At 44.7% G+C, this 26533-nt stretch carries 27 protein-coding genes; 20 read left to right on the top strand and 7 right to left on the bottom strand.

What is annotated here, in order from left to right; all coding sequences use genetic code 11:
- Positions 1-20: 20 nt before the first annotated feature.
- Positions 21-461 (bottom strand): ribosomal protein S18-alanine N-acetyltransferase, encoded by a 441-nt coding sequence (rimI, locus tag O8C65_06630; protein MCZ7356592.1) that lies wholly within the window; start codon positions 459-461, stop codon positions 21-23.
- Between the two features lie 79 nt (positions 462-540).
- On the opposite strand from rimI, the gene truD reads away from it, so the two are divergent.
- From truD to amrS, 4 genes are read left to right on the top strand one after another with little or no spacing between them, the layout of a single operon-like run.
- Positions 541-1809: a tRNA pseudouridine(13) synthase TruD gene (truD, locus tag O8C65_06625; protein MCZ7356591.1), complete on the top strand. Its 1269-nt coding sequence runs from the start codon at positions 541-543 to the stop codon at positions 1807-1809.
- A gap of 39 nt (positions 1810-1848) precedes the next feature.
- Entirely contained in the window at positions 1849-3114 is a 1266-nt protein-coding gene (locus tag O8C65_06620; protein ID MCZ7356590.1) for an adenylosuccinate synthase, read from the top strand.
- 38 nt (positions 3115-3152) lie between these two features.
- Entirely contained in the window at positions 3153-5414 is a 2262-nt protein-coding gene (locus O8C65_06615) for a CDC48 family AAA ATPase (GenBank protein ID MCZ7356589.1), read from the top strand.
- Positions 5415-5426: 12 nt separating this feature from the next.
- Positions 5427-6434, top strand: coding sequence for an AmmeMemoRadiSam system radical SAM enzyme (gene amrS, locus O8C65_06610; protein ID MCZ7356588.1), 1008 nt, complete (start codon positions 5427-5429; stop codon positions 6432-6434).
- A 78-nt stretch (positions 6435-6512) separates the two neighbouring features.
- Here the strand turns inward: amrS and O8C65_06605 are convergent, their stop codons facing one another.
- The 4 genes from O8C65_06605 to O8C65_06590 all read right to left on the bottom strand — a co-directional run bounded on the left by O8C65_06605 (position 6513) and on the right by O8C65_06590 (position 8377).
- A complete protein-coding gene (locus O8C65_06605) occupies positions 6513-6761 on the bottom strand; it encodes a DUF2283 domain-containing protein (GenBank protein ID MCZ7356587.1) in 249 nt (82 codons plus the stop codon).
- 26 nt (positions 6762-6787) lie between these two features.
- Positions 6788-7588, bottom strand: a complete 801-nt coding sequence (locus O8C65_06600) for a methyltransferase domain-containing protein (protein MCZ7356586.1) — start codon at positions 7586-7588, stop codon at positions 6788-6790.
- A 76-nt stretch (positions 7589-7664) separates the two neighbouring features.
- Complete coding sequence (locus O8C65_06595) at positions 7665-7883, bottom strand: hypothetical protein (GenBank protein ID MCZ7356585.1); 219 nt, start codon at positions 7881-7883, stop codon at positions 7665-7667.
- 35 nt (positions 7884-7918) lie between these two features.
- Entirely contained in the window at positions 7919-8377 is a 459-nt protein-coding gene (locus O8C65_06590) for a peroxiredoxin (GenBank protein ID MCZ7356584.1), read from the bottom strand.
- Between the two features lie 149 nt (positions 8378-8526).
- On the opposite strand from O8C65_06590, the gene O8C65_06585 reads away from it, so the two are divergent.
- From O8C65_06585 to O8C65_06560, 6 genes are all read left to right on the top strand, one after another.
- The gene (locus tag O8C65_06585; GenBank protein ID MCZ7356583.1) at positions 8527-8889 is read left to right on the top strand and encodes a hypothetical protein; all 363 of its coding nucleotides are present in this window, start codon (positions 8527-8529) and stop codon (positions 8887-8889) included.
- Between the two features lie 191 nt (positions 8890-9080).
- Positions 9081-9944, top strand: coding sequence for an FTR1 family protein (locus O8C65_06580; GenBank protein ID MCZ7356582.1), 864 nt, complete (start codon positions 9081-9083; stop codon positions 9942-9944).
- The gene (locus tag O8C65_06575) at positions 9934-10584 is read left to right on the top strand and encodes a metal-dependent transcriptional regulator (GenBank protein ID MCZ7356581.1); all 651 of its coding nucleotides are present in this window, start codon (positions 9934-9936) and stop codon (positions 10582-10584) included. The genes O8C65_06580 and O8C65_06575 overlap by 11 nt, the downstream gene beginning before the upstream one ends.
- Positions 10585-12591, top strand: a complete 2007-nt coding sequence (gene feoB / locus O8C65_06570; GenBank protein MCZ7356580.1) for a ferrous iron transport protein B — start codon at positions 10585-10587, stop codon at positions 12589-12591.
- Positions 12588-12722, top strand: coding sequence for a hypothetical protein (locus tag O8C65_06565; GenBank protein ID MCZ7356579.1), 135 nt, complete (start codon positions 12588-12590; stop codon positions 12720-12722). Before feoB ends, O8C65_06565 begins: the two co-directional genes overlap by 4 nt.
- A 161-nt stretch (positions 12723-12883) precedes the next feature.
- Positions 12884-13903 carry a hypothetical protein gene (locus O8C65_06560; protein ID MCZ7356578.1) on the top strand — a complete coding sequence of 340 codons (1020 nt, stop codon included), beginning with the start codon at positions 12884-12886 and terminating at the stop codon, positions 13901-13903.
- Here O8C65_06560 and O8C65_06555 read toward each other — a convergent pair.
- Positions 13900-14958, bottom strand: coding sequence for a hypothetical protein (locus O8C65_06555; GenBank protein MCZ7356577.1), 1059 nt, complete (start codon positions 14956-14958; stop codon positions 13900-13902). The genes O8C65_06560 and O8C65_06555 overlap by 4 nt on opposite strands.
- 271 nt (positions 14959-15229) lie before the next feature.
- Between O8C65_06555 and purL the strand changes: the two genes are divergently transcribed.
- Positions 15230-18160 (top strand): phosphoribosylformylglycinamidine synthase subunit PurL, encoded by a 2931-nt coding sequence (gene purL / locus O8C65_06550; protein MCZ7356576.1) that lies wholly within the window; start codon positions 15230-15232, stop codon positions 18158-18160.
- A 246-nt stretch (positions 18161-18406) separates the two neighbouring features.
- On the opposite strand, the gene O8C65_06545 is transcribed toward purL, so the two are convergent.
- On the bottom strand, positions 18407-18805 hold the full coding sequence (locus tag O8C65_06545; protein MCZ7356575.1) for a PAS domain-containing protein: 399 nt from the start codon (positions 18803-18805) through the stop codon (positions 18407-18409).
- Between the two features lie 338 nt (positions 18806-19143).
- Here O8C65_06545 and O8C65_06540 point away from each other — a divergent pair, with 338 nt between their 5' ends.
- The 9 genes from O8C65_06540 to O8C65_06500 all read left to right on the top strand — a co-directional run bounded on the left by O8C65_06540 (position 19144) and on the right by O8C65_06500 (position 26432).
- A complete protein-coding gene (locus O8C65_06540; GenBank protein MCZ7356574.1) occupies positions 19144-19506 on the top strand; it encodes a DUF6326 family protein in 363 nt (120 codons plus the stop codon).
- A 364-nt stretch (positions 19507-19870) separates the two neighbouring features.
- Positions 19871-21421: a class I SAM-dependent DNA methyltransferase gene (locus tag O8C65_06535; protein ID MCZ7356573.1), complete on the top strand. Its 1551-nt coding sequence runs from the start codon at positions 19871-19873 to the stop codon at positions 21419-21421.
- Positions 21411-22442 carry a PIN domain-containing protein gene (locus tag O8C65_06530; GenBank protein MCZ7356572.1) on the top strand — a complete coding sequence of 344 codons (1032 nt, stop codon included), beginning with the start codon at positions 21411-21413 and terminating at the stop codon, positions 22440-22442. Before O8C65_06535 ends, O8C65_06530 begins: the two co-directional genes overlap by 11 nt.
- The gene (locus tag O8C65_06525; GenBank protein MCZ7356571.1) at positions 22414-23700 is read left to right on the top strand and encodes a restriction endonuclease subunit S; all 1287 of its coding nucleotides are present in this window, start codon (positions 22414-22416) and stop codon (positions 23698-23700) included. The genes O8C65_06530 and O8C65_06525 overlap by 29 nt, the downstream gene beginning before the upstream one ends.
- 10 nt (positions 23701-23710) lie before the next feature.
- Positions 23711-24028, top strand: a complete 318-nt coding sequence (locus O8C65_06520; GenBank protein ID MCZ7356570.1) for a nucleotidyltransferase domain-containing protein — start codon at positions 23711-23713, stop codon at positions 24026-24028.
- Positions 24015-24410, top strand: a complete 396-nt coding sequence (locus O8C65_06515) for a HEPN domain-containing protein (GenBank protein MCZ7356569.1) — start codon at positions 24015-24017, stop codon at positions 24408-24410. The genes O8C65_06520 and O8C65_06515 overlap by 14 nt, the downstream gene beginning before the upstream one ends.
- 149 nt (positions 24411-24559) lie before the next feature.
- Entirely contained in the window at positions 24560-25123 is a 564-nt protein-coding gene (locus tag O8C65_06510) for a nucleotidyltransferase domain-containing protein (protein MCZ7356568.1), read from the top strand.
- Positions 25120-25557 carry a HEPN domain-containing protein gene (locus O8C65_06505; protein MCZ7356567.1) on the top strand — a complete coding sequence of 146 codons (438 nt, stop codon included), beginning with the start codon at positions 25120-25122 and terminating at the stop codon, positions 25555-25557. Before O8C65_06510 ends, O8C65_06505 begins: the two co-directional genes overlap by 4 nt.
- Positions 25558-25565: 8 nt before the next feature.
- Positions 25566-26432: a type I restriction endonuclease gene (locus tag O8C65_06500; protein ID MCZ7356566.1), complete on the top strand. Its 867-nt coding sequence runs from the start codon at positions 25566-25568 to the stop codon at positions 26430-26432.
- Positions 26433-26533 lie beyond the last annotated feature (101 nt).

Genomic DNA, 26533 nt, shown 5'->3' with positions numbered 1-26533 from the left:
TATTCTTTATTCTTTCAGCATTATGAGCCCAGTTTCAATTTCATCAAAAAGGCGCTCTCCCCGTCATTATAATATTTTTCAGCGATCCCGGTCTGAAAAAACCCGTGCTTTTCATAGAACCTCCTGGCCTTGATGTTATTGGCCCTGACTTCCAGTATGATTTCCATAGCCCCAAATTTCCTGATAACATCGATTATCTCGTTCAAAAGGAGACTCCCTATCTTGCGATTCTGGTATTTTGGATCAATAGCCAGAGAAAAAATGCGTCCAGTGCCCTGCGATGTCATGAAACCCACTACGAAACCAACCACGATCCCATTGATCTCAGCCACGATAAAACCTTCAGAGCAGGTCTCATAGAACTGCATATAGAAAAAAGGGTCATGTTCATTGAAAACCCTCTTTTCGATATCAATGACACCTGGAAAATCTTGAGGCTGGAATTTTCTGATGATAATCAATGAAGTCACCATTTTAATAGCCAAAGGCGCATAGAGCCTGAATATACTTCCGGAGGTATTTATTATCAGCGATGATTCCTTGATCGGGATTGGCCTTTATTATACGAACGCTCCTGGAACTGGGGGCGTCATACGGCAGCAAATAGATGATTTTGTTGTCGAGGAGCTAACGAACAGGGTCGAGACCGGGAACGGTAATTACCTCATTGTCGAACTTTCAAAAAGGAACTGGGATACGCACCGTCTGATACGGGAGCTCTCCCGTATATTCAGGGTGAGCCAGGACAGGTTCGGCTGGGCAGGTACAAAGGACAAACGCGCCCTCACCAGGCAGAAAATAAGCATCTGGGATACAGGCGAGGAAGAGTTGGAAAGGGTGCGCCTGAAGGACGTGGAATTAAAAGTGATAGGGCGCTCGAACAAGAAGATCAGCCTGGGGGACCTGTGGGGTAACAGGTTCAAAATAACTGTGAGGGATGTCGGGTTGCCTCAGGATGAAACGCTCGCAAGAGTAAAAGCAATAACCTCTGAACTTGAACGGGGCGCCCCGAATTTCTTTGGGGTACAGAGGTTCGGTGATATCCGACCCGTGACGCATGTGGTCGGAGAGGCAATTGTGAGAGGGGATTTCAAAAATGCGGCTTTGATGTATATCGCAAAAGCATTTCCCGACGAGCCCGATGAGATAAAGAAAGCAAGGCAGTATGTGTGGGATACAGGCGATTTCAAAGAAGGGTTGAAGATATATCCTCTTCGGCTCCAGTTCGAGAGGGCTATGATGAACCACCTGATCGCCTGTCCGGATGACTACACTGGTGCATTCAAAGTTCTATCCCCGAATTTGCAGAAGATGTTCCTGCATGCGTATCAATCATATATTTTCAATATTATCCTGAGCCGCCGGATTGCATCCGGGCTGTCGATACAAGAGGCATACGACGGGGACATCGTTTGTTTCAAGAACGAAATGGCTATGCCTGACGCATCACGCTTGCAGAAGGTCACGAAGGATAATCTGGATGGGATAAATAATCTCATCAACAGGGGACGGGCTTTTGACACAGGGCCGCTTGTGGGGTATGAAACCCAGTTCGCAGAAGGCGCGCCGGGTGAGATTGAGCGGGCTGTGGTAAGGGAATTGAATATTGATATGGAAGGTTTCAAAGTCCCTGACATGCCTGAATTGTCCTCGAAAGGACTGCGCAGGGAGATTATTTTGTCTTTCAAGCCCGAATTCAGTGTTGCTGAAGATGAGATAAATTCAGGGAGGACCAAGGTCGTACTGGAATTCTCCCTGCAGAAAGGCGGTTATGCGACTACTGTTCTGCGGGAGTACATGAAGAAATAAACTTATCATCTTTCCCGTCAAAAAATGAGAGATTCAGATATGTTCACAATAATCACAGGCGCGCAGTTCGGAGATGAAGGGAAAGGTAAAATAGTGGATATGATGGCATCCGAGTATGACATAGTTGCCCGATTCCAGGGCGGGGATAATGCGGGGCATACCGTTGTCGCCGAGGGCAAAACCTACAAATTGCATCTTGTTCCCTCTGGTGTGCTTTTTGATGTCCGCCTGCTCATAGGCCCGGGCACTGTCATGAACCCGAAGATACTGATGGAGGAAATGGCCATGCTCAGGGAGAATGGCGTCGAGGTGACGCCCGAAAAGCTGGGGATCGATGCAAAAACAAGCATAATAATGCCCTATCACATAGCGCTCGACGGCCTCCGTGAATCAAGACGCGCCGTAAAGATCGGGACTACCAGCCGGGGGATAGGGTTTGCTTATGTCGATAAAGTGGGGCGGGATGAGATACAGATGGCAGACCTGGCGGATAAGAGCAGGTTCTTGAAAAAGATTGAGGAAATAGCGCCACAGAAAGAAACAGCGATAAAAGAACTTGGAGGCGACCCTGGGATCGCAAAGAGCGGACTTGATGAATACCTTGAGATCGGCAAAAAATTGAAACCCTACATCACCGATGTATCAAGAGAAATAAATCAAGCAATAAAGCATGATAGAAAAGTGCTTGCTGAAGGTGCACAGGGTACTCATCTCGATATTATTCATGGCACGCAAAAATTCGTCACGTCTTCAAGCACGGTCGCAGGGTCTGCATGTGCCGGTCTTGGCGTTGGCCCGACCAGAGTGGATAAAGTCATCGGGGTCATCAAAGCATACATTACGCGCGTTGGAGAAGGACCGCTTCCTACTGAACAGAAAAACCAGGTGGGTGAACATCTTCGTGAAAAAGGTGGAGAGTTCGGTACGACCACAGGGAGACCGAGAAGATGCGGGTGGTTCGATCTTCCTCTTGCCAGAAAATCCATAAATCTCAACGGCTATACCAGCATGGCTCTCACGAAGCTTGATGTTTTGACAGGGATTAACCCATTGAAATTATGCCTGGAATATGAAATCGAGGGCAAACCACTTGATTACCCGCCTGAACTTTCTGATGAGATATTGAAATGCAAACCGATCTACATTGACTTGCCCGGATGGCGTGAAGATATCTCAAATATTGAGAGTTTCCCTGAACTTCCTGAAAACGCCAGGCTCTATATTGAATTACTTGAGGAATTAATGGGTGTGAATATAGATCATGTTTCAGTGGGGCCGGGAAGAAAGCAAACTTTTATGAAATGAGAAACGAAATATAATTAAGGGCATAAACCCGGGGCAACATGGAAAAATCAGTACGTCTTAAAGTAGCAGAAGCCGATCAGCGAGATGTCGGAAAGGGAATCGTCCGAATAGATGAAAAATTCCGCAACATGATAGGGGTGAATATCTTTGATGTCGTTGAATTGAAAGGGGAACGCTCAACCTCCGCAATGGTAGGAAGGTCGTATCCCCAGGATGAGGGACAGGACGTTATAAGGATGGACGGGCTGATACGTACAAATGCAAAAACAAGCATTAGCGAGTATGTTGAGGTCATGAAAGCCGAGTGGAAGGAAGCAAAAAAAGTTCTACTTGCGCCTGTGATACAGAATATTCATATATACGCCCCCAGTGAAAGCCTGAGGGCCATTTTCCATAACAGGACTGTTTCCAAAGGCGATATAATCTCAACAACAAGCGTGCGCAAACCAAGAGAATCTTATGGAAGCGACGTGATGTTCGAGCATGTGTTCGAGGGAATGTTCCCTTCGTTCGGCCTAGGGGAGATAAAGCTCCAGGTGGCTTCTACCACACCCCCCGGTATCGTGAAGATAACCGATATCACTGAAATAGAGCTCCTGCCGGAAGCCGTGGCGCTTGAGCAGGAAATACCCGATGTGATGTATGAAGACCTCGGCGGGATAAAACCCGCAATCAGCAAGATAAGGGAAATCATCGAATTGCCGCTCAAACACCCTGAACTTTTCAACAGGCTGGGCATCGATGCGCCGAAGGGAGTGCTCCTGCATGGGCCTCCCGGGACGGGGAAAACCATGCTGGCAAAGGCTGTTGCCAATGAAAGCGACGCCTATTTCATCACGATCAACGGCCCTGAGATCATGTCAAAGTATTACGGGGAAAGCGAGCACAAGTTGCGCGAGGCTTTTGATGAAGCCGAAAAAAATACCCCGGCTATCATCTTTATCGATGAGATCGACAGCATTGCCCCGAAAAGAGCCGAGGTCACGGGTGAGGTGGAAAGGCGGGTAGTGGCGCAACTTCTTTCTCTCATGGACGGGCTGAAATCCAGGAAGAATGTGATAGTTATCGGGGCTACAAACCGCCCGGAAGCGCTTGATATGGCGCTTCGCCGCCCCGGCAGGTTTGACCGCGAGATCGAACTGCGGGTACCCGACCGCGAAGGAAGGCGGGAGATATTCCAGATCCACACACGCGGGATGCCCCTGGCTGAAGATGTCAATCTTGATGATCTTGCTGACCGGACATACGGTTTCGTTGGCGCCGACATTGCCGCCATGTGCCGGGAAGCAGCTATGACCTCGCTTCGCCGGATTCTCCCTGAGATCGACCTTGAGCTGAAAGAGATCCCGAAAGAAACACTGGACAAACTGATAGTCATGCGTTCCGATTTTGAGGAGGTCATGAAGGAAATCCAGCCCTCTGCACTCCGCGAGATATTATTTGAAGTGCCCAATGTTACATGGGAGGATATCGGCGGGCTTGAAAATGTGAAGGCATTGCTTTCAGAAGCTGTGGAATGGCCGCTTAGGTATGGCGAATCTTTCCGGCGGATAGGTGTGGAAGCACCAAAAGGCGTGCTCCTGTACGGCCCTCCGGGTACCGGAAAAACCCTCCTGGCAAAAGCAATTGCCAGTGAAAGTGAGGCAAATTTCATAACGGTCAAGGGCAGCGATATATTATCAAAATGGTATGGTGAGTCAGAGAAACATATAGCAGAGATCTTCAAAAAAGCACGCCAGGTAGCGCCAGCCATAATATTCCTTGATGAGCTTGATGCACTTTCACCCATGAGAGGAACCGCGGAGGGAGAGCCCCATGCCACGGAGCGTATCGTGAATCAATTGCTCTCGGAACTTGACGGTCTCGAGGAACTGCGCGGCGTAGTTGTCATCGGGGCAACTAACAGGCCGGATATTATCGACCCCGCCCTTTTGCGTCCGGGCAGATTTGATGAAATGATACTTGTGCCTGTGCCTGATGCGAAGACCAGGTCTGAAATCTTCAAGGTGCATACGAAGAAGATGTCGCTTGCTGAGGATGTGAATCTCGGGGAATTTGTCAGGATAACCGAGGATTTCACGGGCGCTGATATTGCCGCTGTCTGCAAGAAAGCAGGGCGGTTCGCATTGAGAGAGAACATCAATGCGGAAAAGGTCAGGCAGGCTCATTTCCTGGCTGCGATCGATGAAACCGGACCCTCGGTAACGCCTGATATAATGAACTATTACGATAAGATCAAAGAGGAACTGCGAAAGAAGCGCTCAAAGCAGATAGAGAGCAGACCGGATATCTATGCATGACGGCGGAGGTTAATGATCAAGGAAGGGGTTCTTTTTGACATGCTTCCTGATAAAAGGGCTAAATGTCATGTGTGTTCCCACAGGTGCACGATAGGGGAAGGCAAACTCGGGATATGCAGGACCAGGAAGAACACAGATGGGAAAATTTTCTCATTGATCTACAATACGGTATCCAGTGAAGCTGTTGACCCTATAGAGAAAAAACCTCTCTACCATTTCTTGCCCGGGACGCTTTCGTACTCACTGGGTACTGTCGGGTGCAATTTCAGGTGCGAGCATTGCCAGAACTGGAATATTTCGCAGGTAACGCTTGAGGAAGCTTATACAAGGGAGATCACACCCGAAGAGGCTATCAAACGCGCCCTGGCCACGGGAAGCAAGTCGATCTCATGGACGTATAATGAACCGGCAATTTGGCATGAATATACCTATGACAGCGCAGTGCTTGCGAAAAAAGCCGGGCTCAAGACGGTTTATGTGACCAACGGCTACATCACCCCCGAGGCGCTGCAGCGCATCGCACCTTATCTTGATGCCTACCGCGTGGATATCAAATCCTTCTCTGAGGATTTTTACAGAAAGATCTGCGGTGCAAGACTTGCACCCGTGCTTGAATCCACAAAACTCGCTAAAGAGCTGGGCATGCATGTTGAGACGATAACGCTGGTAATTCCCACGAAGAACGATTCGCCGCAGGAGATAACGCAGATCGTGAGATGGGTTCATGATAATCTTGGCCCCGACACGCCCATGCACTTCACAAGGTTCCACCCCATGTATAAGATGGATGACCTGGTCCCAACGCCAACAGAAACGCTTGAGATGGCGCATGATATCGCGAAGAAAGAAGGTATGAGGTTCGTTTATACAGGAAATGTGCCGGGGCATAAGTATGAGAATACATATTGCCCGGCGTGCAATACTCTGCTTATCGACCGCGAGGGATTCAGGGTGAGTGCAATAAGGATAAAGAATGGGAAATGCCCGGAGTGCGGGGAGAAGATACCCATTGTGAGATAATTAATATGCTAACAGTGACTTATGATCAGCTAATTCATGAAAGAAATACTCGGTTTCTTCCAATGCCCAAGTTCTCTCTTAAGCATCAACTGCCCCCTCTACTTCCTCAAAAACAGCAGTTATCGGAAGTGTTTCTGCCTTCTCCTGATGTTCAAACCTCTTCTCAAAGTTCAAAATGGTGAACCCCACTATCTCTTTCGTTTTAGGGTCGATTCGCACGACCACATCATTGCCGATCTCTCTGGAAATTGCTTTCTTTGGTTTGCCGATGGCGATATCTAATACATCCCTTTTTCTGTCGAAAAAGAATTTCAGTTTTTTACTCATGCTTCTTCTATTCCATCCATGAATTATTAGTTCTTCCTTCCCGAAATGACAAAAAATCCGTTCCCTCTGAACATCCACTTCAACTGCGTCATAAGAGCCGAGGCTGAGCCAGTACCAGTATGCGGATGCGCGCCAATGAATGAAATATCTTTCTTCTCAAACCACCCCAGCACTTCTCCCACAGTATGATAGCTCTCATGGGGGTGGACATATTTGTCAGCCACATACGCCACCTCATGAAGGCTTCTCAGCTTCCGCCCGTATATCGCCCTTTCAACATAATCCATCCTTCGTCCCAAATCCTCACCCGCACGCAGCCCGACCCACATCCTCACCGTCCTGTGCCCGAGGCGCCCGTAGAGGTTATAAAGCCCTATTGTTATTGTTCCACCCACTTTGCAAAGGTCTGCGAGCGCCGCGAAATTGTCATATGGGTTTTTAGTGTGGTGCAGTGCTCCGAGGCAAAACACATGGTCAAATCTTTTTTCAGTTCTGAATTCAGCTAAATCGCAATGATGGAACTCCACGACAAGATTGAACTTATCCGCAAGTTCTCGCGCTTTTTGAAGGGATGCTTTGCAGAGGTCAATTGCAGTGACATGGGCGCCGTGATATGAAAAATAACATGCCTTCTCTCCCGTGCCGCATCCGGCGTCCAGGATTTCCATTCCCTTTAGCAGGCCAGGGTTCAATTTAGCAGTAGCAAGTATCCTGGACATTACGTTGGCATGCAGCTTGTTCACGAGATCCTTATGATTGCGGATCGGAAGGCATGGGTAGGGATATCTCTCGTAGAACCGGTTCACTTTCAGGGCGATCTTGTCCATCGCGGCAATGATGGAGAGGGATGACTTATAGGTTTGTCTTGGTGCAGAAAAGAGGCTTGATTGGCTTCTTAAGTTTTCATAAACTATTTTGCTTTCTGAGTTCTTCTATCAACAATTCTCTCTTCATCGGGTCATGGATATGCACCTTAACGTCCTTCCACACCACCGGACAACCATCATTTTCCCGGCAGAGAACTTCGCGTATTTGATTATCCAGAATCCTTCGATTCTCTTTTGTATCTTCCATGTGGAGTTCTTTTAGCACATTCGTCAGATGGCGCGTATAGCAGGTCATTATTTCATTTTTTTAACAGCTTCAGATGAATTCTTTCATTTTTCCAGAGCCCTGATGATCTCCTCGATATCCGGCAGTTGTGCGATAGGATAGACCTTAACGAATTTCACCTGCCCGCTCTCGTCAACAATTATGTTCGCTCTTTCGGAAAACCCATCCTTCTCTCTGAATATGCCATACAGCCCGGCAACCTCACCGTGCGGCCAGAAATCAGATAGAAGACTAGTTTTCTTAATGCCAAGCTCTTTTGCCCATGCTTTTTTCGAAGGCACTGTATCTATACTGATGCCAAGTGCCACTGCGTTCAATTTTTCAAATCTGCTGCGGTTCTTCTCAAGTGCTTTCATCTGCTCTGCACACACGCTCGTCCATGCAAGAGGATGGAAAGAGAGAAGCACTTTTTTGCCTTCCAGGGCTGACAGTTGTATCTCTTTGCCGTCATGGTCGCTTAAAGTGAAATCTTTCGCTTTGTCTCCTGTTTTAACCAGGCTCATGATTTAAGACCTCCAGGTCGTATTTATTTCACAACAAATACTAACTCCACATCTGTAAAACGATATTAGACCTGACTGTATATTAATGTATTGTGGCCTTATCCGACAGATATTTATAGTGAATTTGCTAATTAAGAATGGGTGTACGGATGAGACTAAGCAAAAATAACCTTTTAATAATATGGATTGTACCAATAATCCTTGGTTTGGGAATAATGTACAGCTTCTGGATCGCTATCATGAAATTGTATCCTCTCGGAATGACCACCTACCTGATCTTCAACCAATTGATTCTGATTGGGGCAGCTGTGTTTTTAGGCATTGGGGTCTACTGGAGTGTCCTCATTTATTACGTCTACCTGCTACAGGAAAATGAAGTTCTTGTCCAGAACAATTTCACGCAATTAGCAAGCAGCGGTACCCAGCATCTTGAAAATGCCAAGAAGTTGATCAACCAGGTTTTAAAGGATATTAAAACGGGTGAAGATAAGCTGAAACCCCATCAGCAATAAACCTTAATATCATACTTTTTTTGTGCATCCACTATAATAGCAAGCTGCTATTAAATCATTTTTTAATTTTCTTTTTTCTCTTAAAGAAATCATATTTTAATTATCATTACTAACTTTTTCAGGTCATCCGAAAGTTATATAGGTATCCAATACAAAACAGTTAGGTATACCTAACAAGTGGAGAAGGACATATGCTAGCAAGCTTTATAGTGACATTCAGGGAAGCCCTCGAGGCGGCTCTGATAATCGGCATCATCGCGGCTTATATAGCCAGGATTGGACGGAAATATCTTTACCGCTACCTCGCGGCTGGAATAATCGGCGCAATCATTGCCAGCGCGGCAGTTGCCTTTGCATTCAAGCTGATCTTCGGCGACCTTGGGGGTATCGCTGAATCGTTGTTCGATGGAATGGCTGCACTTACGGCCGCCATCGTCCTGACTTACATGATATTCTGGATGGCGCATTACTCAAAGCAAATAAAAGCAGAACTTCAGGAAAAGATCGACGCGGCCATTACAAAAGGCCAGATGCTAGGGATAGCAGCCCTGTCTTTTTTTGCTGTTTTCAGAGAAGGGGTCGAGACTGTTCTTTTTCTGGGTAGTCTGGCGATAAAATCACCGGCTGATACATTCCTGGGTTTCGCTCTCGGCCTAGCTGCTGTGATCATTCTTTCACTGTTCATGTTCAAAGGGATGCACAGGCTTGATTTGAGTAAATTCTTCATGTATACCAGCATACTGCTGATACTGTTTTCTGCTGGCCTGATCGCCACTGCTGTTAATGATTTAAACGAAGCAGGCATAATTCCTCCAGTTATAGACCATGTATGGAACCTGAACCCTCCCCAGAACCCGGACGGTTCGTATCCTCTTCTTCATGAGAATGGCCTTATAGGGAGCAGCCTGAAATCACTTTTTGGCTACCATCCAGATCCGTCGCTGACCCAGGTGGTGGCGTACATTAGTTACTGGGCTATAATTGGCTGGTCAGTCCTGCGGACATCTAAAGTAACCGGGAAAGAAAAATCGGAGGCGGATATACATGGGAACTGATACCCCGAGGATCGAAGAATACCTTGAATCAATCTATAAACTCCAGCAGGAGCAGCACCCGGTAAGCACATCCCGCCTTGCTGAGCATCTGAAGCTTTCCCCCCCATCGGTCTCAGAGATGGTGAAAAAACTTGCAAGCAAGGATCTGGTCAGCCATTCAGAAAAGGGTGTATGCCTGACCCAGGAAGGAAATACAATAGCCAAAAAGGTCATCCGGAGACATCGCTTATCTGAGCGCCTGCTTACCGATATCCTGGGCTTCAAATGGGATGAGGTGCATGACGAAGCGTGCAAGCTTGAACATGCGATAAGCCCGGAGATGGAAGACCGAATTGCAGAGAGCCTTGGGAACCCCAGAACATGCCCGCATGGTCATCCTATCCCTGACAAGAACGGAAAGTTAACAAAGGAAAAAGTTAAGCCGCTGTCAGAATTAAGAGCCGCCGAGAAGGGGATTATAGTCAGCGTTTTTGAAGAAGACCCAAAAATGCTCCAGTACCTTGCTTCGCTTGGATTGATACCTGATGTATGTGTAAAGGTGGAGGAAGTTGCTCCATTCGGTGGTCCGCTAATTGTTTGTGTTGGAGGCTCACGCTACGCTCTTGGTAGAGAAGTGGCTTCAAAGATCAAGGTAAAATAAATGACGCTCTCATGCCACGGTGCCCTAAGGGACATAAAGGGCAGCACAGATTTTACGTTCGCACTTGCAGGCAATCCAAACGTGGGAAAATCCAGTATATTCAACCGTCTGACGGGGATGGGCGTGGTGACCGCCAACTATCCTGGAAAAACCGTTGAATTGAACATGGCTGCAACGTCTTTTAAAGATCTCAGGATAGGAATAATCGATCTTCCGGGCAGCTATGCACTGGGGGCCGTGTCAGAAGACCAGTGGGTAGCACGAAGAGCCATACTTGACTGCACGCCAGACGCCGCGATAATGATACTCGACGCCACTAACCTTGCCAGGAACCTCTATATGACGCTCCAGTTCATCGATCTTGGCATCCCGATCGTCGTTGCTTTGAACCTCATAGATGAAGCAGAGAAAAGGAATATTATTATTGACTCTCTAAAACTTTCAGAGCTTCTCGGTGTTCCCGTTGTCCCGACCATAGCCACGACCGGGCATGGCCTTGATGAGCTTATTCAGAAAGCCGTCGATATCGCGAGAAAAAAAACACAAATCAATTACGATCTACATTACGGGGATGACATTGAATCGAACATACGACAGATAGAAAATCTACTCAAGGCTTACGATTTCGGGATAAATCCCAGGGCACTGGCAATACTGCTTCTTGAAGAGGATCTGGAATTTGTAGAACTGGTGAAAAAACATCCGGATGGAAAATCCATACTGGAAGAAACCAGAAAGATAAGTCGGGAGATAGAGAAAAAGCACGGTGAAAAAACACCGCTCAGGATCGCCCGTGAAAGGCACGGACTTGCGGGAACGATAGCCTCACAGGTACAGGGGGATATTGCACCTGCGAAATCCGATAAGATATGGGCATATACCACTTCGCCTATAACCGGGATACCTCTACTTATCAGTGTTCTCGGGATAATTTTCGCTTTCATGTTCTACGGTGGGAACTGGCTTTCTACACTATTCAGCAGCTTATGGGCCTCGTACATGTCGCCTGTGATCGACGGTGCGATATTCTATATATTCGGACAGGGACATATCGGAAAAACGCTTGTCTGGGGCTTTGACGCAGGCATCCTGGCTGCGCTTGCAGTAGGAATACCCTATGTACTGACCTTCTATTTCATGCTCGCTTTTCTTGAGGATACGGGATACTTGAACTCCGTCGCTTTTCTTACAGACAGGCTGATGCACAAGTTCGGGCTTCACGGGCGGGCCATCATCCCACTTGTAGCAGGCGCAGGATGTAATGTGCCCGCTATAATAGGTACGCGCGTACTGACTACGATGCGAGAACGCACAATTGCCAGTACCCTGATCACACTTATCCCATGCAGCGCGCGGACGGCTGTGATCCTGGGCGCGGTCTCCCTTTTCGTGGGCTGGAAGCCAGCCGTAGCCATATACGTCATAGTACTTGCTCTTGTGTTCCTGGTAGGAGTTGGGCTAAACAAGGTTATGCCCGGTACTTCCACGGGTCTTGTTATGGAGATGTTCCCTTTCAGGGCGCCTTTAATGTCAAATATAATTAAGAAAACTTGGCATAGGTTCAAGGATTTCGTGTTCGTGGCATTTCCCATAGTGCTTGCAGGGTCACTTGTGCTGGGGGCACTTTATGAGACAGGTTATCTGTGGAAACTTTCATCGCCACTATCACCGATCGTGGAAGGATGGCTCGGGCTTCCTGCTGTAGCAGGGCTGACCCTTATATTCGCTATTCTCCGGAAGGAACTAGCCCTTCAGCTGCTCGTCACGCTTGCGATCGTTATGTATGGAGGGGGCGCAAAGAACCTGCTCCTTTTCATGACCCCGGCCCAGCTATTCGTTTATGCGCTTGTGAATACCATCTACATCCCGTGCGTTGCAACCATTGCTGTCCTGGGTCGCGAACTTGGATGGAAGCGGGCAGGAGGCATTGTGGCATTCACGATAGCTCTTGCGGTAGTTATCGGGGGGATCGCTTACAGGTTTATTGAATACTACCACCTCCTATGAAAACACAATGCCCCCTATGTGGAACGAGATTTGATACCGATGAAAGCCAGGCATGCAAATCCTGCCCGTTTTTCATGAAATGTGACATGATACAGTGCCCCAACTGCGGGCATGAGTTCCCGAAAAATTAAAAGCTGAAAATCCATGTGGTCATTTGACGCAACTATTTACAGGTGAAACCCCAGTTACGTCTTCTCCCCGGTTCCGTGAAGGATTCCGTTTGCCGCATATATTTTACAGAAAATCCAGACCTTCACGATAGCTATTTAACTCTAACCAAAAATATGCAATTATGAAATGTCCCACCTGCGGCGGGAATTGCGTATTACCTGCTGAAAAAGTGCTTGATGAGATCTACGGCATGTACATGGCATGCAGTTCATGCCCACCCGACCCCAAGTTCAATAAGAACAAGCCGTTTCGTGAAAAGATCGACGAAAACACTGGACGGTGCACAAAATGCGGCAAAAGACATCTTGATCTTGTGATCGGACATGTGCTTACAATACTCAAAGAAAATGGGATTTTTCCAGAAGATGCAGCACTCAAAGAGGTTGGAACTCCTCTCATAGCTTTCGGTTTTCAGGTGCCATACCCCCCAAGGCTTGATCGCAAGAATCTTGTCCTTATCATGGATTCAGTTTCAAAGGACGTAGCAGATAAAATAATGGCTGATGTACCGGAAATTAAAGGGGTGGTCAAAAGAACAGGCCCGCAATCCCGGAGCGTGGGAATACTGGATACCGACAGAAAACCACATACCTATGAATTACTTTCAGGCTGCGATATGCGGTGTGATGTTGTTTCCTCATCTTTTGGTGAGTTATGTGTTTATAAGAATCAATCCAGGATACACATAGAGTTCACGAATACCAAAATTAAAAAAATCGAGGAGCAATACCTGAAAGGCGAACTTAACAATGCCGTAGTTGTGGATGGTTTTTGCGGCCCGGGAACGCTTGGGCTTTTGTGCGCACTTGCAGGGGCAAAAAAGGTGATACTGAACGATGCATGGCTTCCTGCTGTCGAAAATGCTGTTTTGAACGTCATGGCGAATTCAGAAATCCTCGGCGTAAAAATTGAGTTCCAAAAACAGGATTATGAAAAAAATAAATTAATAGGCGACGAACCTGTACTCATTGCAAAAGCATGTGGTGCGACAGAGATAATGGTATATCATGGCGATATCAGGAAACTTGGCAGAGCAGTAACAGATGGGAGTATTTGTTTAATAGATACTTTTCCGTCTTTGAATCCTTTTGATTTTATGCCTGCATGCAGAGACATTGCAAAAAAAGTGATAGTTATTTAGGTAGTTATTTGATTTCTGCAACATACATGATTCAGGACCAGCAGGCTTGTAGAATATTTCGCCTCGTAATCATGGCCGTTTGCACGGAGAAGCAAAATATAATAATCCCGGATTTTCTGCAGGGCTTTATCGTTTTTATAATGGTGATAGACATTGATTCCATTTTCAACGATCTCTATTTTGTCGACTAACAGCAGGGATTCGTGCGTTCTCTTTAACATCTTCAGGAAATCAGCATGCTGAATGCTTGATATGTGTTTTCCCGATAAGGATTCGAAAATAACAGAATCCAGGGGTGTGTTGCTGGCAAGCAGGTCTTCATAGTGGTCCTTATGTAAAGATACCATATTGTAATTTACGGAACTGTATATCTCTACAAGTTCCCTCCAAAAATCTTTTCTGGATATGAACTCGTCAATTGCAGTTTTCAGATCACCGAAATATTTATTCGCGACAACCGGGAGGGTCCCGTCATCCCTTTTCTTTAAATCGATCCGAACAGCCGTGGCCCTTCTGTGGATAACGTCGATGTCAAGATATTTGTTATTGACCAGGAACGTCACAACCAGCTGGGCGAGGAAATCCCTGTAAGATTCATTGTCTCCCGATATCGCCACTGTCACAGTTGAAGGATCTATGTCATCCATGCAGAATATGGATACCTCACAGTTCCAACCTGATTCCCTGCTCATGCTGTTTACTTGCTTATCCAGTTCCGACATGGTCTTTATTTTCAAAGGGTCAAGTAATTCATCTATTATTTCTTTATCAAGAGGAATCCCTTTCGTCCATCTCAATGCCCAAAGGAAGATCGGGCTGCTGACTAACACGCTTTTCCCTGCTTCTATGGATTTTTCCCTTGCTGTCAATTCTTTTTTCTCTGCACTAATGCTTGATATTGCTTTTTCGACCGTGCCGTAACGGTGCAGTGCTGCCTCTGCTATATCTATGGCATCCCTGATTGCAGCACTCAAGTTCCCTTCGTGCTTCTTGGCCATCGGCTCAAGCTTCTTAATATGGGTATTTTCCAATGATATGTTTTTTCTGACGACCATTATATCATTACTACCAAAATAACACTAGATTAATACCTAATAAATCTTTTCAAATCAAAATTGTCAAAGGCACTATTTTGGTATTACTTTGATGATAACAGGACATTTAATAGTGCTACTATAACAATATATTTGCATGATGATGAACTAAGGTGGAATTGAGGGGTTGGGGAGTGGGTTCATCATTATACAAAAACGCTTCCATTTTGTTCTGTCAATTGCATATTATTTTATAGTCTCCCGCTCGTAATAAGACTCCTAGGGACGAATAATGGCCAGCAGAATCGAAGTCGCTTTTAAAAAAGGTGTGAGAGATGCTCTTGGGGAAAGTATCAAAAAAAGAATTATTGATGATATTCATATTAATGTGGAATCGGTCAGGACCATTGATGTTTATACGTTCGATCCAGAACTCACAAAGGAAGAACTTTCTCTCCTCGGTGATAAACTATTTGCAGACCCCGTGATACAGGTTTTTTCAGAAAAACCCCTGGCCCGGGATTTTTCCTGGCTGATAGAAGTCGGGTTCAGGCCGGGTGTGACAGACAATGTCGGAACGACTGCAAAAAAAGCATCTGAGGATGTATTGAGAACAACGCTGCATGGAGTTTATTTTTCAAAGCAATATCTCCTGAAAGGGGACCTTTCAAAAGAAAATGCGGAGAGGATCGCTGGCGGTCTTCTCGCCAATGGCCTGATAGAGAAATGGGAAATTGTCGGCAATAGAGAATGGGATAAAAAAAAGGGCGTACGGCTTCCTCTTCCTGTAGTCAAAGAAAAACACATACCATCTGTCTCGACAATAAATCTGCATGTAAGCGAAAATGAATTGAAGGAAATTAGCAGGCAGCGGCTTCTTGCCCTCAACATTTCCGAGATGAGAACGATACAAAAATATTTCAATAATAAAGAAATCATAACTGAAAGAGAAGAGATTGGCCTTTCCATGCCGACCGATGTGGAAATAGAAGTGCTTGCGCAGACATGGTCGGAACACTGCAAACACAAGATATTCAACAGCCAGATAACTTATACAGATGGAAAAATCACAAAGACCATAAATTCGCTTTTTGATACTTTTATTAAACGTTCAACAAGGGAGATAAATAAGCCGTGGCTTGTATCGGTTTTTACCGACAATGCAGGTGTTATAAAATTCAACGATGAGCATAACCTTGTTATGAAGGTTGAAACGCATAACACACCCTCTGCCCTTGACCCTTACGGCGGTGCGATCACGGGGATCGTGGGAGTGAACCGTGACCCTCTGGGCACGGGTATGGGTGCGCGGTTGATCTTTAATACTGATGTTCTTTGCTTCGCCTCACCGTTCTATGACATGGAACTTCCACCGCGCCTCTTTCATCCCAAAAGGATATTCGAAGGCGTGCGCCGTGGCGTGGAACACGGAGGAAATAAGAGCGGTATCCCCACGGTGAACGGCTGCATCGTTTTTGATGACAGGTACCTGGGAAAGCCCCTGGTGTACTGCGGAACAGGAGGGATAATGCCCTCTGCAATAAATGGTAAGCCGTCACATATAAAAGAGATCCAGAAAGGCGACCTCATAGTGATGACAGGAGGACGCATAGGGAAAGATGGCATACACGGAGCAACTTTTTCCTCACTTGAACTCGATGAGAATTCCCCAGTTACCGCCGTTCAGATAGGAGACCCGATAACCCAGAAGAAGATGCTCGATTTCCTGCTTGAGGCAAGGGATAAAGGACTGTACGACGCCATTACTGACAACGGGGCAGGCGGATTGTCCTCTTCTGTGGGAGAGATGGCGCAGCTCTCCGGCGGATGCCTCATCGAGCTTGAGAAATGCCCTCTCAAATACGCGGGGCTTGACCCATGGGAAATACTGCTTTCCGAATCCCAGGAAAGAATGACCCTTGCAGTGGCGCCTGATAAAATAGATGAGTTCCTGCAATTTGCCAGAACAAGGGACGTAGAAGCTACTGTCATAGGGACATTCACAGCCAGCGGGAAATTCCATGCAAAGTACGGTGATAACACAGTGGCTTATCTGGGTATGGATTTTCTCCACAAAGGACTTCCCATTATGAAACTGAATGCACGCTGGGTGCCCGGGAAATTCGAGGAGCCAGTGCTTGGAATTGTTGACCTGGCAGCGGCATTGAAAAACCTCCTCTCGCGTCTCAATATCTGCTCGAAAGAATATGTCATCCGGCAGTACGACCACGAGGTGCAGGGCGGCTCGGTGATAAAACCCCTCCAGGGCGACGGCCCGAGCGATGCCGCGGTGGTCCGCCCGCTGCTTGACAGCATGGAAGGCGTTGTGGTCGCGAACGGCATATGCCCGCGCTACGGCGATATAGATACCTACCACATGACCGCATGTGCCATCGATGAGGCTATCAGGAACCACATTGCTGTTGGAGGCTCTCTTGACCATGTGGCCGGTCTTGATAATTTCTGCTGGTGCGACCCTGTTAAGTCGGTGAAGAACCCGGATGGTGAATTCAAACTCGCCCAGCTTGTGAGGGCGAATATGGCTTTATACGATTACACAAAAGCTTACGGGGTTCCCTGCATCTCGGGAAAGGACAGCATGAAGAACGATTATATCATTGGAAACAGGAAAATCTCCATCCCGCCCACGGTGCTTTTTTCGACGATAGGCAAGATTGAGGATGTCAGAAAGGCAGTTACTATGGACGTTAAAAGACCCGATGACAGGGTCTATGTTCTCGGAATGACAAAAGATGAACTCGGAGCCTCAGAGTATTACGCCTCCCTTGGTTTTATCGGGAACGATGTGCCGAAAGTGGATGCGACTTTGGCAAAGCGGCTTTACGCTGCACTTGAAAAGGCCATCAGCGAAGGGCTGGTAGCTTCATGCCATGACTGCTCTGACGGCGGTCTGGGTGTGGCGCTGGCTGAGAGTGCTTTCTCCGGCGGCCTTGGTGTGACAATCGAATTGACGAAGGTACCTGTAGAGAATATCAAGCGTGCGGATACGATATTGTTTTCAGAATCCCAGAGCAGGTTCGTGGTGACTCTGGCGCAGGATAAGGTTGCGAGGTTCGAAGAGATAATGAAAAGAAACGTGCTTGCGGATGTGGGCGTGGTTACAGCGCAGCAGAATTTCACGGTGATGGACGGGGAGAAAGTGGTGCTGAGCGCGGGGATAGATGAGCTGAAGGAGGCGTGGCAAAAGACGTTGCGGTGGTAGAGTGAATTATTGCAGGTTCAGAGTTTCCTTTTCAGGTTGTGTATCCAGATTTCTCCGTTAAATCCGCCGGCGCTCCATTGGTTGTCCGGAGGAGCAGGACATTCGAGTGGTATATTTATCACAATATACATATTAAACTCCGGCGCCGATATGTTCCCGGAGCAACCTCACGATCTATGAGATACGGCGGATTTTTTCAAAAGGAATTTATATAACTGCCACAATTCCTTCTCCATTAATTTTTAATTAGATTTTTGATATAAAGTGGAGAGCAAGCAGTTCTCCCATATAACTTATCGGCACCAGGATTATCTTTACATTTATTGACTCTCCTGTTTTCTTTTTTAATGAAATCTCAATACAAGAACCAATCTTATCTTCCATTGCATGTCTGTAAGCATGCACAAGGATTTCTTGACTTTTATCCATTACAAAAGCTTCTATAAATGGTTCTTTTACTTTTGACAATTCCTCGACTGATTTGTATCCTAACAAAGATGCAAATCTTTGATTATATGTCATATGGTGGTCATCGAGATATACATAGATAGCTTGCTTTGATTCTTCGAGTACTATTTTCAGTTGCTCATAGACTCCTTTTATTAATTCCTCGTGCGGATGTGCTTTAGATTCTATTTTTGCCATGATTTCATCACTCCTTATTTAGAATTCATTTATTGCTTTAAATATCCTGCATAGCAAGAAATAAGAACCACTGGAGGTTCACTCTTTCCCCAATTCCTTCAGCCGTTCAATCTTTTCCTGCGCTTCATCAACCGCTTTTCTCTGTTGTTTCTCCAATTGAGCGATTATATCATGAACTTTTATAATGGTCGTTAGGAGTAATTTTGGGAAAAATCATTTATAATACACGTTAGCGATGGATTTAGCGCGAAAGTCTTATACCGCTTAATGTCACAAACATATGAAACACTGTTCAAAGAAGTGATAGGTTTTTGGAAGATTGGAAGATAAAGATTTCAGTGCTGTGGCTGTTTAGTGCAGTGGCTTTCTTGGCTCACCAGATATTGGCGCTTCTGGAGCCGGGTGTGATGGCGGGAATAATTGCTGGAGAAGTAGAGGGCATGAAAATAGGAACTGAACTGATACTGCTATTTGCAATCTTATTCTTAGTCCCATTGATAATGGCTTTTCTGTCCTTGATCTTGAAGGATTCGATAAATCGCTGGGCAAACATCATAGTGGGCTCAGTCTTTGCCGTCCTTTTCATTGGCGTGATTGCGACTGTGGCAAAACTGTCTGGGGAGATACTAATGACGCTTTCAACAGTTGTGGCTCTAACATTGATTGTCTGGTACGCCTGGAAGTCTAAACAGAAAGTCTAAGTCTTTTATATCGAGATTTCAGAATGTATCCTTATGAAACAAATGAGGCTATATCTGAATCCCCGGCGCGCCGAGAGCTGCAATATTCCATTAGAGATCGAACTCCCCAGGCCCACTTTGATGAGATGGGCTTTTTCCTTGAGGAGCTGAAGACGTGCCGCTTCTGGTCGGGGGCGCTAGTTGCGGTGTCTGATCAGTTCGCCTGTTGTCTTGGCGGGTGAGGTTATGCTTGCTCCTCCCGTTGCTAAAATTTTCCAATAAACTTTAGATATATGAAGAATATATATAAAGAAAAATTCTATTCCAACGTGATTTTTGTATTATACACCGAAGGAGAATTAGAAACAAAAGGGTATGGTGTGAGATGGCAACAAACAAACCTAACGGTAATGGGGCAAATCTGGGTTTTGAACAAAAACTTTGGCAGGCAGCTGATAAACTAAGAAATAATATGGATGCTGCCGAATACAAGCATGTCGTTCTGGGATTGATATTCCTCAAATATATCTCCGATGCTTTCGAAGAGAGGAACCAATTTTTAATCAAGGAATCTAATTTGGGCGCAGACCCGGAAGACCCGGATGAATACCGGGCAGAAAATGTTTTCTGGGTTCCAAAAGAAGCGAGATGGGAGCATCTTAAAAAAAATGCAAAGCAGCCAGCCATCGGTAAAATTATAGACGAAGCTATGGATGCTGTCGAAAGAGACAATCCTTCCCTGAAAGGTGTTCTTTCTTCCATGAATTATGCGCGGCCTGCTCTTGATAAGCAAAGGCTGGGGGAGCTGATAGACCTTATAGGCACGATAGGTCTCGGGGATTATGAAAGCAGATCCAAAGACATTCTGGGGCGAGTATATGAATACTTTTTAGGGCAGTTCGCTGATGCAGAAGGTAAGAAAGGTGGACAATTCTATACACCAAGGTCAATAGTCAAAACCCTGGTTGAGATGCTTGAACCTTACAAAGGACGTATCTATGACCCTTGCTGCGGGTCAGGCGGCATGTTCGTACAGAGTGAGAAATTCGTTAAGGCTCACGAAGGAAGAATAGGAGATATCGCTGTTTATGGGCAGGAATCCAATCAGACCACCTGGCGCCTGTGCAAGATGAACCTTGCTATTCGTGGTATTGATGCTAATGTCCAGTGGAATAATGAAGGGAGTTTCCTGAATGACGCCCATAAGGAACTGAAAGCGGATTTTGTGATCGCCAATCCGCCTTTTAATGACAGCGACTGGAAAGGCGAGCTTCTTAAGGGAGATATTAGATGGAAATTCGGAGTTCCGCCCACAGGCAATGCAAACTTTGCATGGGTGCAGCATTTCATTCATCATTTATCTCCTACAGGGATAGCAGGATTTGTGCTGGCAAATGGCTCGATGTCTTCCAATACTTCGGGTGAAGGTGAGATAAGAAAGAACATTATCGAGGCTGACCTTGTTGACTGCATGGTGGCGTTGCCTTCGCAGTTGTTCTACAATACAATGATACCCGCCTGCCTGTGGTTCGTTGCGCGGGATAAGAAAAACCACAAGTTCAGGGACAGGCGCGGAGAGGTTCTTTTCATAGATGCCAGAAAGATGGGCGTCATGGTGGACAGGAGGCACAGGGAGCTTACTGATGAAGAGGTAGGGAAGATAGCTTCCACCTATCATGCCTGGCGCGGGGAGGGCGGGAAATATGAGGATGTGCCAGGATTCTGCATGGCAGTTAAGCTGGATATAATCAGGAAGCATGGACATATCCTGACTCCGGGGCGGTATGTGGGCGCTGAAGAAATTGAAGAGGATGGCGAGCCTTTTGAGGAGAAGATGCGGAGGCTGACGGTGGAACTGGCGGGGCAGTTTGAGAGGTCAAGAGAGCTTGAGGTAAAGATAAGGAAGAATCTTGCGGAGTTAGGGTATGGGTTCTGAAAAAAGGACTTTAATTGTTTTTGATACGAATAAATTAAGATCAGTAGTAAAAGGTGAACCTTCATATGGTTCTTTTGAGTTTAGTGAAGAATTTGAGCAAGTTAATAATTTTATCAAAGAGGTAAAGCTAGCAGATTTGGTAAAAATGGCAATTCCAAGAATTGTTGTTGAAGAACTATTGAAACAAAAAATTGAACAATATGAAACCGACCTTAAAGACTTTCATTCAATTAAAGAAAGATTATCAATGTTGCCAAATACTTCTTTTGTGGGAATGACGTTACCAGGCAACGATTTTAATTGCTCAGAGAATTTAAAACAATTGTTAAATGAATTTATTTTAAAAAACAACATAAATATAATAGAATTTCCTGATGACCAATTGAGCGAGATTTTCAAAAATATTATTAAAAGAGCAATCGATAAAAAATCTCCTTTCAAACAAAAAGGAAATTCATCGGATAGCGGTTTTAAAGATGTTCTAATATGGGAGTCAATATTAAACTATAATGCCTTAGATAATTATAATAAAGTAATTATGATATCTAACGACTCTGGTTTTGATGAATGCATTTCTGAATTTGAATCTATAGTCAAAAAATATTTTGTCCTCACTCCATCGGTAGATTATGTAAAAGAAGAAATAAATAAAGACTATGATTCGATAATCCAAAAGAATAAATTTTTGGATTTTGTAAATAATGATTACTTTAAAGATCATATTGCTAAGGAATTATCTCAATTAAATTCAATTATATTTGATGAAAAAGACTGCAGTATTGAAAGTGCACGTGTTATTGATTATATAGATTCAGTAGATTATTTCAAAGAGGAAGAAACAGGTGCAGAACTAATTACTATAATTTCATTAGTTAAATGTAACATTGATGTTGAGGGTGTCAATAGGGAAATTTTAGTTAAAGCAAAAACTTATTTGGACGAATCAAAAGGGATAGATTATACAGATTTTGAAGTAGTCGGAAATGAGGGAAATGAGGGAAACCAAATTCAAACAAACTGAGATAGGTAAGATTCCTGAAGATTGGAATGTCAAAACAATAGATGATATCAAAGGAAAAAAACCTTATTCTATCGCTATGGGACCTTTTGGGTCTAATATCACAAAGAATAATTTTTTACCTTCGGGTGTACCAGTTATTAGAGGAGCGAACCTAAATTCTGACAGATTCAATGAAGCGGAATTTGTTTTTATTAGCGAAGCAAAAGCAGATAGCTTAAAATCAAGCAATGCCTTCCCAAAAGATATTGTAATCACCCATAGAGGAACTCTGGGACAAGTTGGTATAATACCTGTTGATAGTAAGTATAATCGATATGTTGTTTCTCAAAGCCAGATGAAGCTAAGCTGCGATGAATCAATTGCTAATCCGGATTTTGTTTTTTATTTTTTGAGGTCATCTCAAGGACAATACCTGTTACTTCAGAACACATCCACAACAGGAGTACCGGCTATAGCGCAACCGCTAACATCATTGAAAAAAATTCCAATTCCTTTACCAGATTTAGAAGAACAAGAACACATCGCTTCAATCCTCGTCTCTCTCGACGATAAAATCGCCCTCAACCGTCATATGAACATCACGCTTGAAAAAATTGGGCAGGCTCTTTTCAGGCGCTGGTTCGTTGATTTTGAGTTCCCGGATGAGGAGGGCAAACCCTACAGGTCGAGCGGCGGGGAGATGCTGGAGACGGAGCTTGGGGAGGTGCCCAAGGGGTGGAAGGTTATGACTGTAGGTGAGATATTAGAACTCGCTTATGGTAAACCACTTAAAGATGAAAATCGCCTTAAAGGAAATGTACCTGTTTATGGTTCAAATGGTCAGATCGGTTGGCATAATGAAAAATTGGTTGAGGGACCAGGGATCGTGGTTGGGCGAAAGGGAAATCCCGGGATAATCACATGGTCACATAAAGCATTTTTCCCGATAGACACGACTTTTTATGTAGTTCCCAAAGCGATTCGAAGCATATACTATCTTTTTTATATTCTTCGCTTACAGGATTTGCAATCATTAGGGGCAGATTCGGCTGTACCCGGATTGAATCGAAATGTGGTTTATATGAATAAAATGATAGTTCCATCCCCTAAAATATTGCAAGTCTTCGATGAACATATGCGGGAAATCTATAACAAAATCCAAGCTAATGATGAACAATCCCGCACCCTCGCCGCGCTCCGCGATGCCCTCCTCCCGAAGCTGATGTCGGGCGAGATTCGCGTCAGTACAAATAGTAATTTAAATAATGAAAATAAATAGAAGATAGAATATGATATCCAAGAGAACTATTCAGGAAGCTGTCGAACTACTCAAAAAGGCTGCAAATCCCGTCAAGATAATCCTTTTCGGTTCTTATGCTCGTGGTGATATTAAAGAGAGCAGCGACCTTGATTTTCTTGTTGTTGAAAAAGAAATAAAAGCCCGAAGGATGGAGACCGTGCGCCTCAGGGATGTGTTAAGTCCCCTTCGAATACCTGTAGATGTGCTTGTCGTCAGTGAAAAATCATATAATGAATGGAAGGATGCGCCTGGAACGGTCATTTACGAAGCAGCTGTCGAAGGGAAGGTGGTTTATGGAGCCGCTTGAGAGAGCAGAGCTACTCCTTGCGAAATCAAAAGATGATGAGACTCTCCTTGAGGAAATCATCTCAAACGAAAAAGTCAGAGATGAGATCATTGGTTTTCATGCCCAGCAAGCCGCTGAAAAGCTGCTAAAAGCCCTTCTTATGGCGAAGAATATCCCCTACCGCAGGACGCATGATCTGAGGGAACTGATAGACCTGATTAGAGATAATGGTATAAAATTTCCAGAATCGCTTATGGAAATACGCACCCTCTCTCCTTTTGCAGTTGAATTCCGATACGATTACATTCCCATGGAAGAAGAAGAACCATTCAATCGCCAGAAAGCGTTGGAACTGGTCCAGCAGTTGCGAAAATGGATTAAAGATACACTATTAGAGCTATGAGCTGTATCCCTCACAGGAAAAATTCTGCTCAAATCCGCGATGCCCCGAAGCTGATGTCGGGCGAGATTCGGGCGGGTAATTGAACCTGCGATGATCGCAGATAGATTTTTATACTGAACTTGCGTTTAATATAATGAACGGTGGTTCATTTGATTGAACTATTCAGAACATATGTAAAATGGAAAATCCTGGCTCATTTCCTGGCTAATCCAAACACCTCTTTCCACATAAAACAGCTTGCGAGGGTGCTCAACGTCAGTCCCGCAAGCGTGAGCAGTGCTGTAAAATCCTTCGAGGAAGACGGACTTCTTTTGAAGGAAGAAAAAGGACTGGCTCATATTTACAGGCTGGACTCTGATAATAGCATGGTTGCGCCGCTGAAAAAGGCATATGGAATCGCTTTTGTGCTTTCATCAAAACCAAAAGAGAAATTCCTTGAAATTGATTCAAATATCATCTCTCTTGCCCTTTTTGGAAGCTATGCAGAAGGTAATTTTGATGAAAAAAGTGACATAGATTTTCTGGTAGTTACAAGCGCCAGTAAAGAAATTTTCATAAAAGCAGCAAAAAGGTTGGAGGATGAACTTGAAAAAGAGGTAAGCTTATCAGTATTAAAATTATCAGAATGGAGAGAAATGGCAAAAAAGGGTGATGCATTTTATAAAAGGATTGTTGATAATCACATCCTGCTCCATGGGAGCGGTTTAAAATGAAAATGGCAGAATGTTTCCAGAAGGGTCTGCTGAAAAGAACAACACCTGATATGGAAAATGCCCTTCGTTCCCTTGAGCTTTCAAGGAGCAATATCGAGGATGCGGCTGAGAATATGTCCATACATCGTTATAGGGTCGTGGCAATCTTGAGTTATACAGCCATGTTTCATGCAGCAAGAGCCATCCTTTCCAGGGATGGTATAAAAGAGCGGAGTCATGAATGTATCCCTGTTTATCTAAAGGAAAAATATTCGCAATTGGAGACCTTAGCAAATATTCTTGATTCATACCGAAGATTCAGGCACGACGCAATCTATGGGCTTGATTTCGCTATTGACGAGAAAGAGGCAAAGGCTGCCCTGGATTCTGCAAAAGAATTTCTTGAGAAAATAAGAATTTTCATTTCTGAAAAAGAATATGGAGCAACCGTATGACCTTTGGAATGACAGAATCAGAGGTTGAAGAAGGCGTTCTTGAAATTCTCTCAGAACTAGGCTATGAAATACTAAATGGTCTTGATATTGCGCCTGATGGTATAAACGCAGAAAGGCGAAGCTATTCTGATACTGTTCTGGTTGAAAGGCTAAGAGATGCAGTTGATAGGATTAATCCGAACATACCCGAAGAAGCACGAGAAGAAGCAATAAAAAAAGTATTAAGGACAGAGAGCCCACAGCTCATCATTAACAACCAGAACTTCCATAAGAAGCTGGTTGAGGGCGTTGATATCGAATATAGAAAAAAAGACGGAAAGCTCACGAATGATAAGGTCTGGCTCTTCGATTTCAAAAACCCACAAAATAATGAGTTCCTTGCAGTAAATCAGTTCACAATCCTTGAAAACAACAATAACAGACGACCTGATATCATCCTTTTCATAAACGGTCTTCCTCTGGTTGTCATCGAATTAAAAAATCCTGCTGATGAAAATGCAACGATCTGGACTGCTTTTAATCAACTCGAAACCTACAAATCCCAGATTCCTTCGCTATTCTCTTACAATGAGATATTGGTCATCAGCGATGGAATAGAAGCAAGAGCAGGAACAATAACCTCCAACAAAGAGAGGTTCATGCCCTGGAAAACGATCGAGGGAAAAGAAATCGAACCTTCAGCCATGCCTCAGCTGGAAGTGCTGTTCCAGGGGATGTTTAATAAAAAAATACTGCTTGACCTGATAAGGCATTTCATAGTTTTTGAACAGGAACGGCAGGACATTCATAAAAAATTGGCAGCCTATCATCAATATCATGCTGTCAATAAAGCAATTGACCCAACTTTACCCCTATCCTCTGACAACAAAATCTAAGAAAAATTATTTTTCCTAAGGCAGTAACCTTTTTATTAGAATTTCGACCAAAAAATATATATGCTTTGTTGTCATATAATACATGACAACTATGAGCTTTA

It is taken from the genome of Candidatus Methanoperedens sp. (assembly GCA_027460535.1).
GTDB lineage: Archaea > Halobacteriota > Methanosarcinia > Methanosarcinales > Methanoperedenaceae > Methanoperedens.
The sequence above is the reverse complement of the archived record's forward strand: the minus strand, read 5'-3'. Positions and strand labels throughout refer to the sequence as shown.

Bases quoted from the DNA above. Each gene is read 5' to 3' on its own strand.
- O8C65_06620 (MCZ7356590.1), top strand. From the start codon at position 1,849: ATGTTCACAATAATCACAGGCGCGCAGTTCGGAGATGAAGGGAAAGGT.
- O8C65_06615 (MCZ7356589.1), top strand. From the start codon at position 3,153: ATGGAAAAATCAGTACGTCTTAAAGTAGCAGAAGCCGATCAGCGAGAT.
- amrS (MCZ7356588.1), top strand. From the start codon at position 5,427: ATGATCAAGGAAGGGGTTCTTTTTGACATGCTTCCTGATAAAAGGGCT.
- O8C65_06605 (MCZ7356587.1), bottom strand. From the start codon at position 6,761: ATGAGTAAAAAACTGAAATTCTTTTTCGACAGAAAAAGGGATGTATTA.
- O8C65_06600 (MCZ7356586.1), bottom strand. From the start codon at position 7,588: ATGGACAAGATCGCCCTGAAAGTGAACCGGTTCTACGAGAGATATCCC.
- O8C65_06595 (MCZ7356585.1), bottom strand. From the start codon at position 7,883: ATGACCTGCTATACGCGCCATCTGACGAATGTGCTAAAAGAACTCCAC.
- O8C65_06590 (MCZ7356584.1), bottom strand. From the start codon at position 8,377: ATGAGCCTGGTTAAAACAGGAGACAAAGCGAAAGATTTCACTTTAAGC.
- O8C65_06585 (MCZ7356583.1), top strand. From the start codon at position 8,527: ATGAGACTAAGCAAAAATAACCTTTTAATAATATGGATTGTACCAATA.
- O8C65_06580 (MCZ7356582.1), top strand. From the start codon at position 9,081: ATGCTAGCAAGCTTTATAGTGACATTCAGGGAAGCCCTCGAGGCGGCT.
- O8C65_06575 (MCZ7356581.1), top strand. From the start codon at position 9,934: ATGGGAACTGATACCCCGAGGATCGAAGAATACCTTGAATCAATCTAT.
- feoB (MCZ7356580.1), top strand. From the start codon at position 10,585: ATGACGCTCTCATGCCACGGTGCCCTAAGGGACATAAAGGGCAGCACA.
- O8C65_06565 (MCZ7356579.1), top strand. From the start codon at position 12,588: ATGAAAACACAATGCCCCCTATGTGGAACGAGATTTGATACCGATGAA.
- O8C65_06560 (MCZ7356578.1), top strand. From the start codon at position 12,884: ATGAAATGTCCCACCTGCGGCGGGAATTGCGTATTACCTGCTGAAAAA.
- O8C65_06555 (MCZ7356577.1), bottom strand. From the start codon at position 14,958: ATGGTCGTCAGAAAAAACATATCATTGGAAAATACCCATATTAAGAAG.
- purL (MCZ7356576.1), top strand. From the start codon at position 15,230: ATGGCCAGCAGAATCGAAGTCGCTTTTAAAAAAGGTGTGAGAGATGCT.
- O8C65_06545 (MCZ7356575.1), bottom strand. From the start codon at position 18,805: ATGGCAAAAATAGAATCTAAAGCACATCCGCACGAGGAATTAATAAAA.
- O8C65_06535 (MCZ7356573.1), top strand. From the start codon at position 19,871: ATGGCAACAAACAAACCTAACGGTAATGGGGCAAATCTGGGTTTTGAA.
- O8C65_06530 (MCZ7356572.1), top strand. From the start codon at position 21,411: ATGGGTTCTGAAAAAAGGACTTTAATTGTTTTTGATACGAATAAATTA.
- O8C65_06525 (MCZ7356571.1), top strand. From the start codon at position 22,414: ATGAGGGAAACCAAATTCAAACAAACTGAGATAGGTAAGATTCCTGAA.
- O8C65_06520 (MCZ7356570.1), top strand. From the start codon at position 23,711: ATGATATCCAAGAGAACTATTCAGGAAGCTGTCGAACTACTCAAAAAG.
- O8C65_06515 (MCZ7356569.1), top strand. From the start codon at position 24,015: ATGGAGCCGCTTGAGAGAGCAGAGCTACTCCTTGCGAAATCAAAAGAT.
- O8C65_06505 (MCZ7356567.1), top strand. From the start codon at position 25,120: ATGAAAATGGCAGAATGTTTCCAGAAGGGTCTGCTGAAAAGAACAACA.
- O8C65_06500 (MCZ7356566.1), top strand. From the start codon at position 25,566: ATGACAGAATCAGAGGTTGAAGAAGGCGTTCTTGAAATTCTCTCAGAA.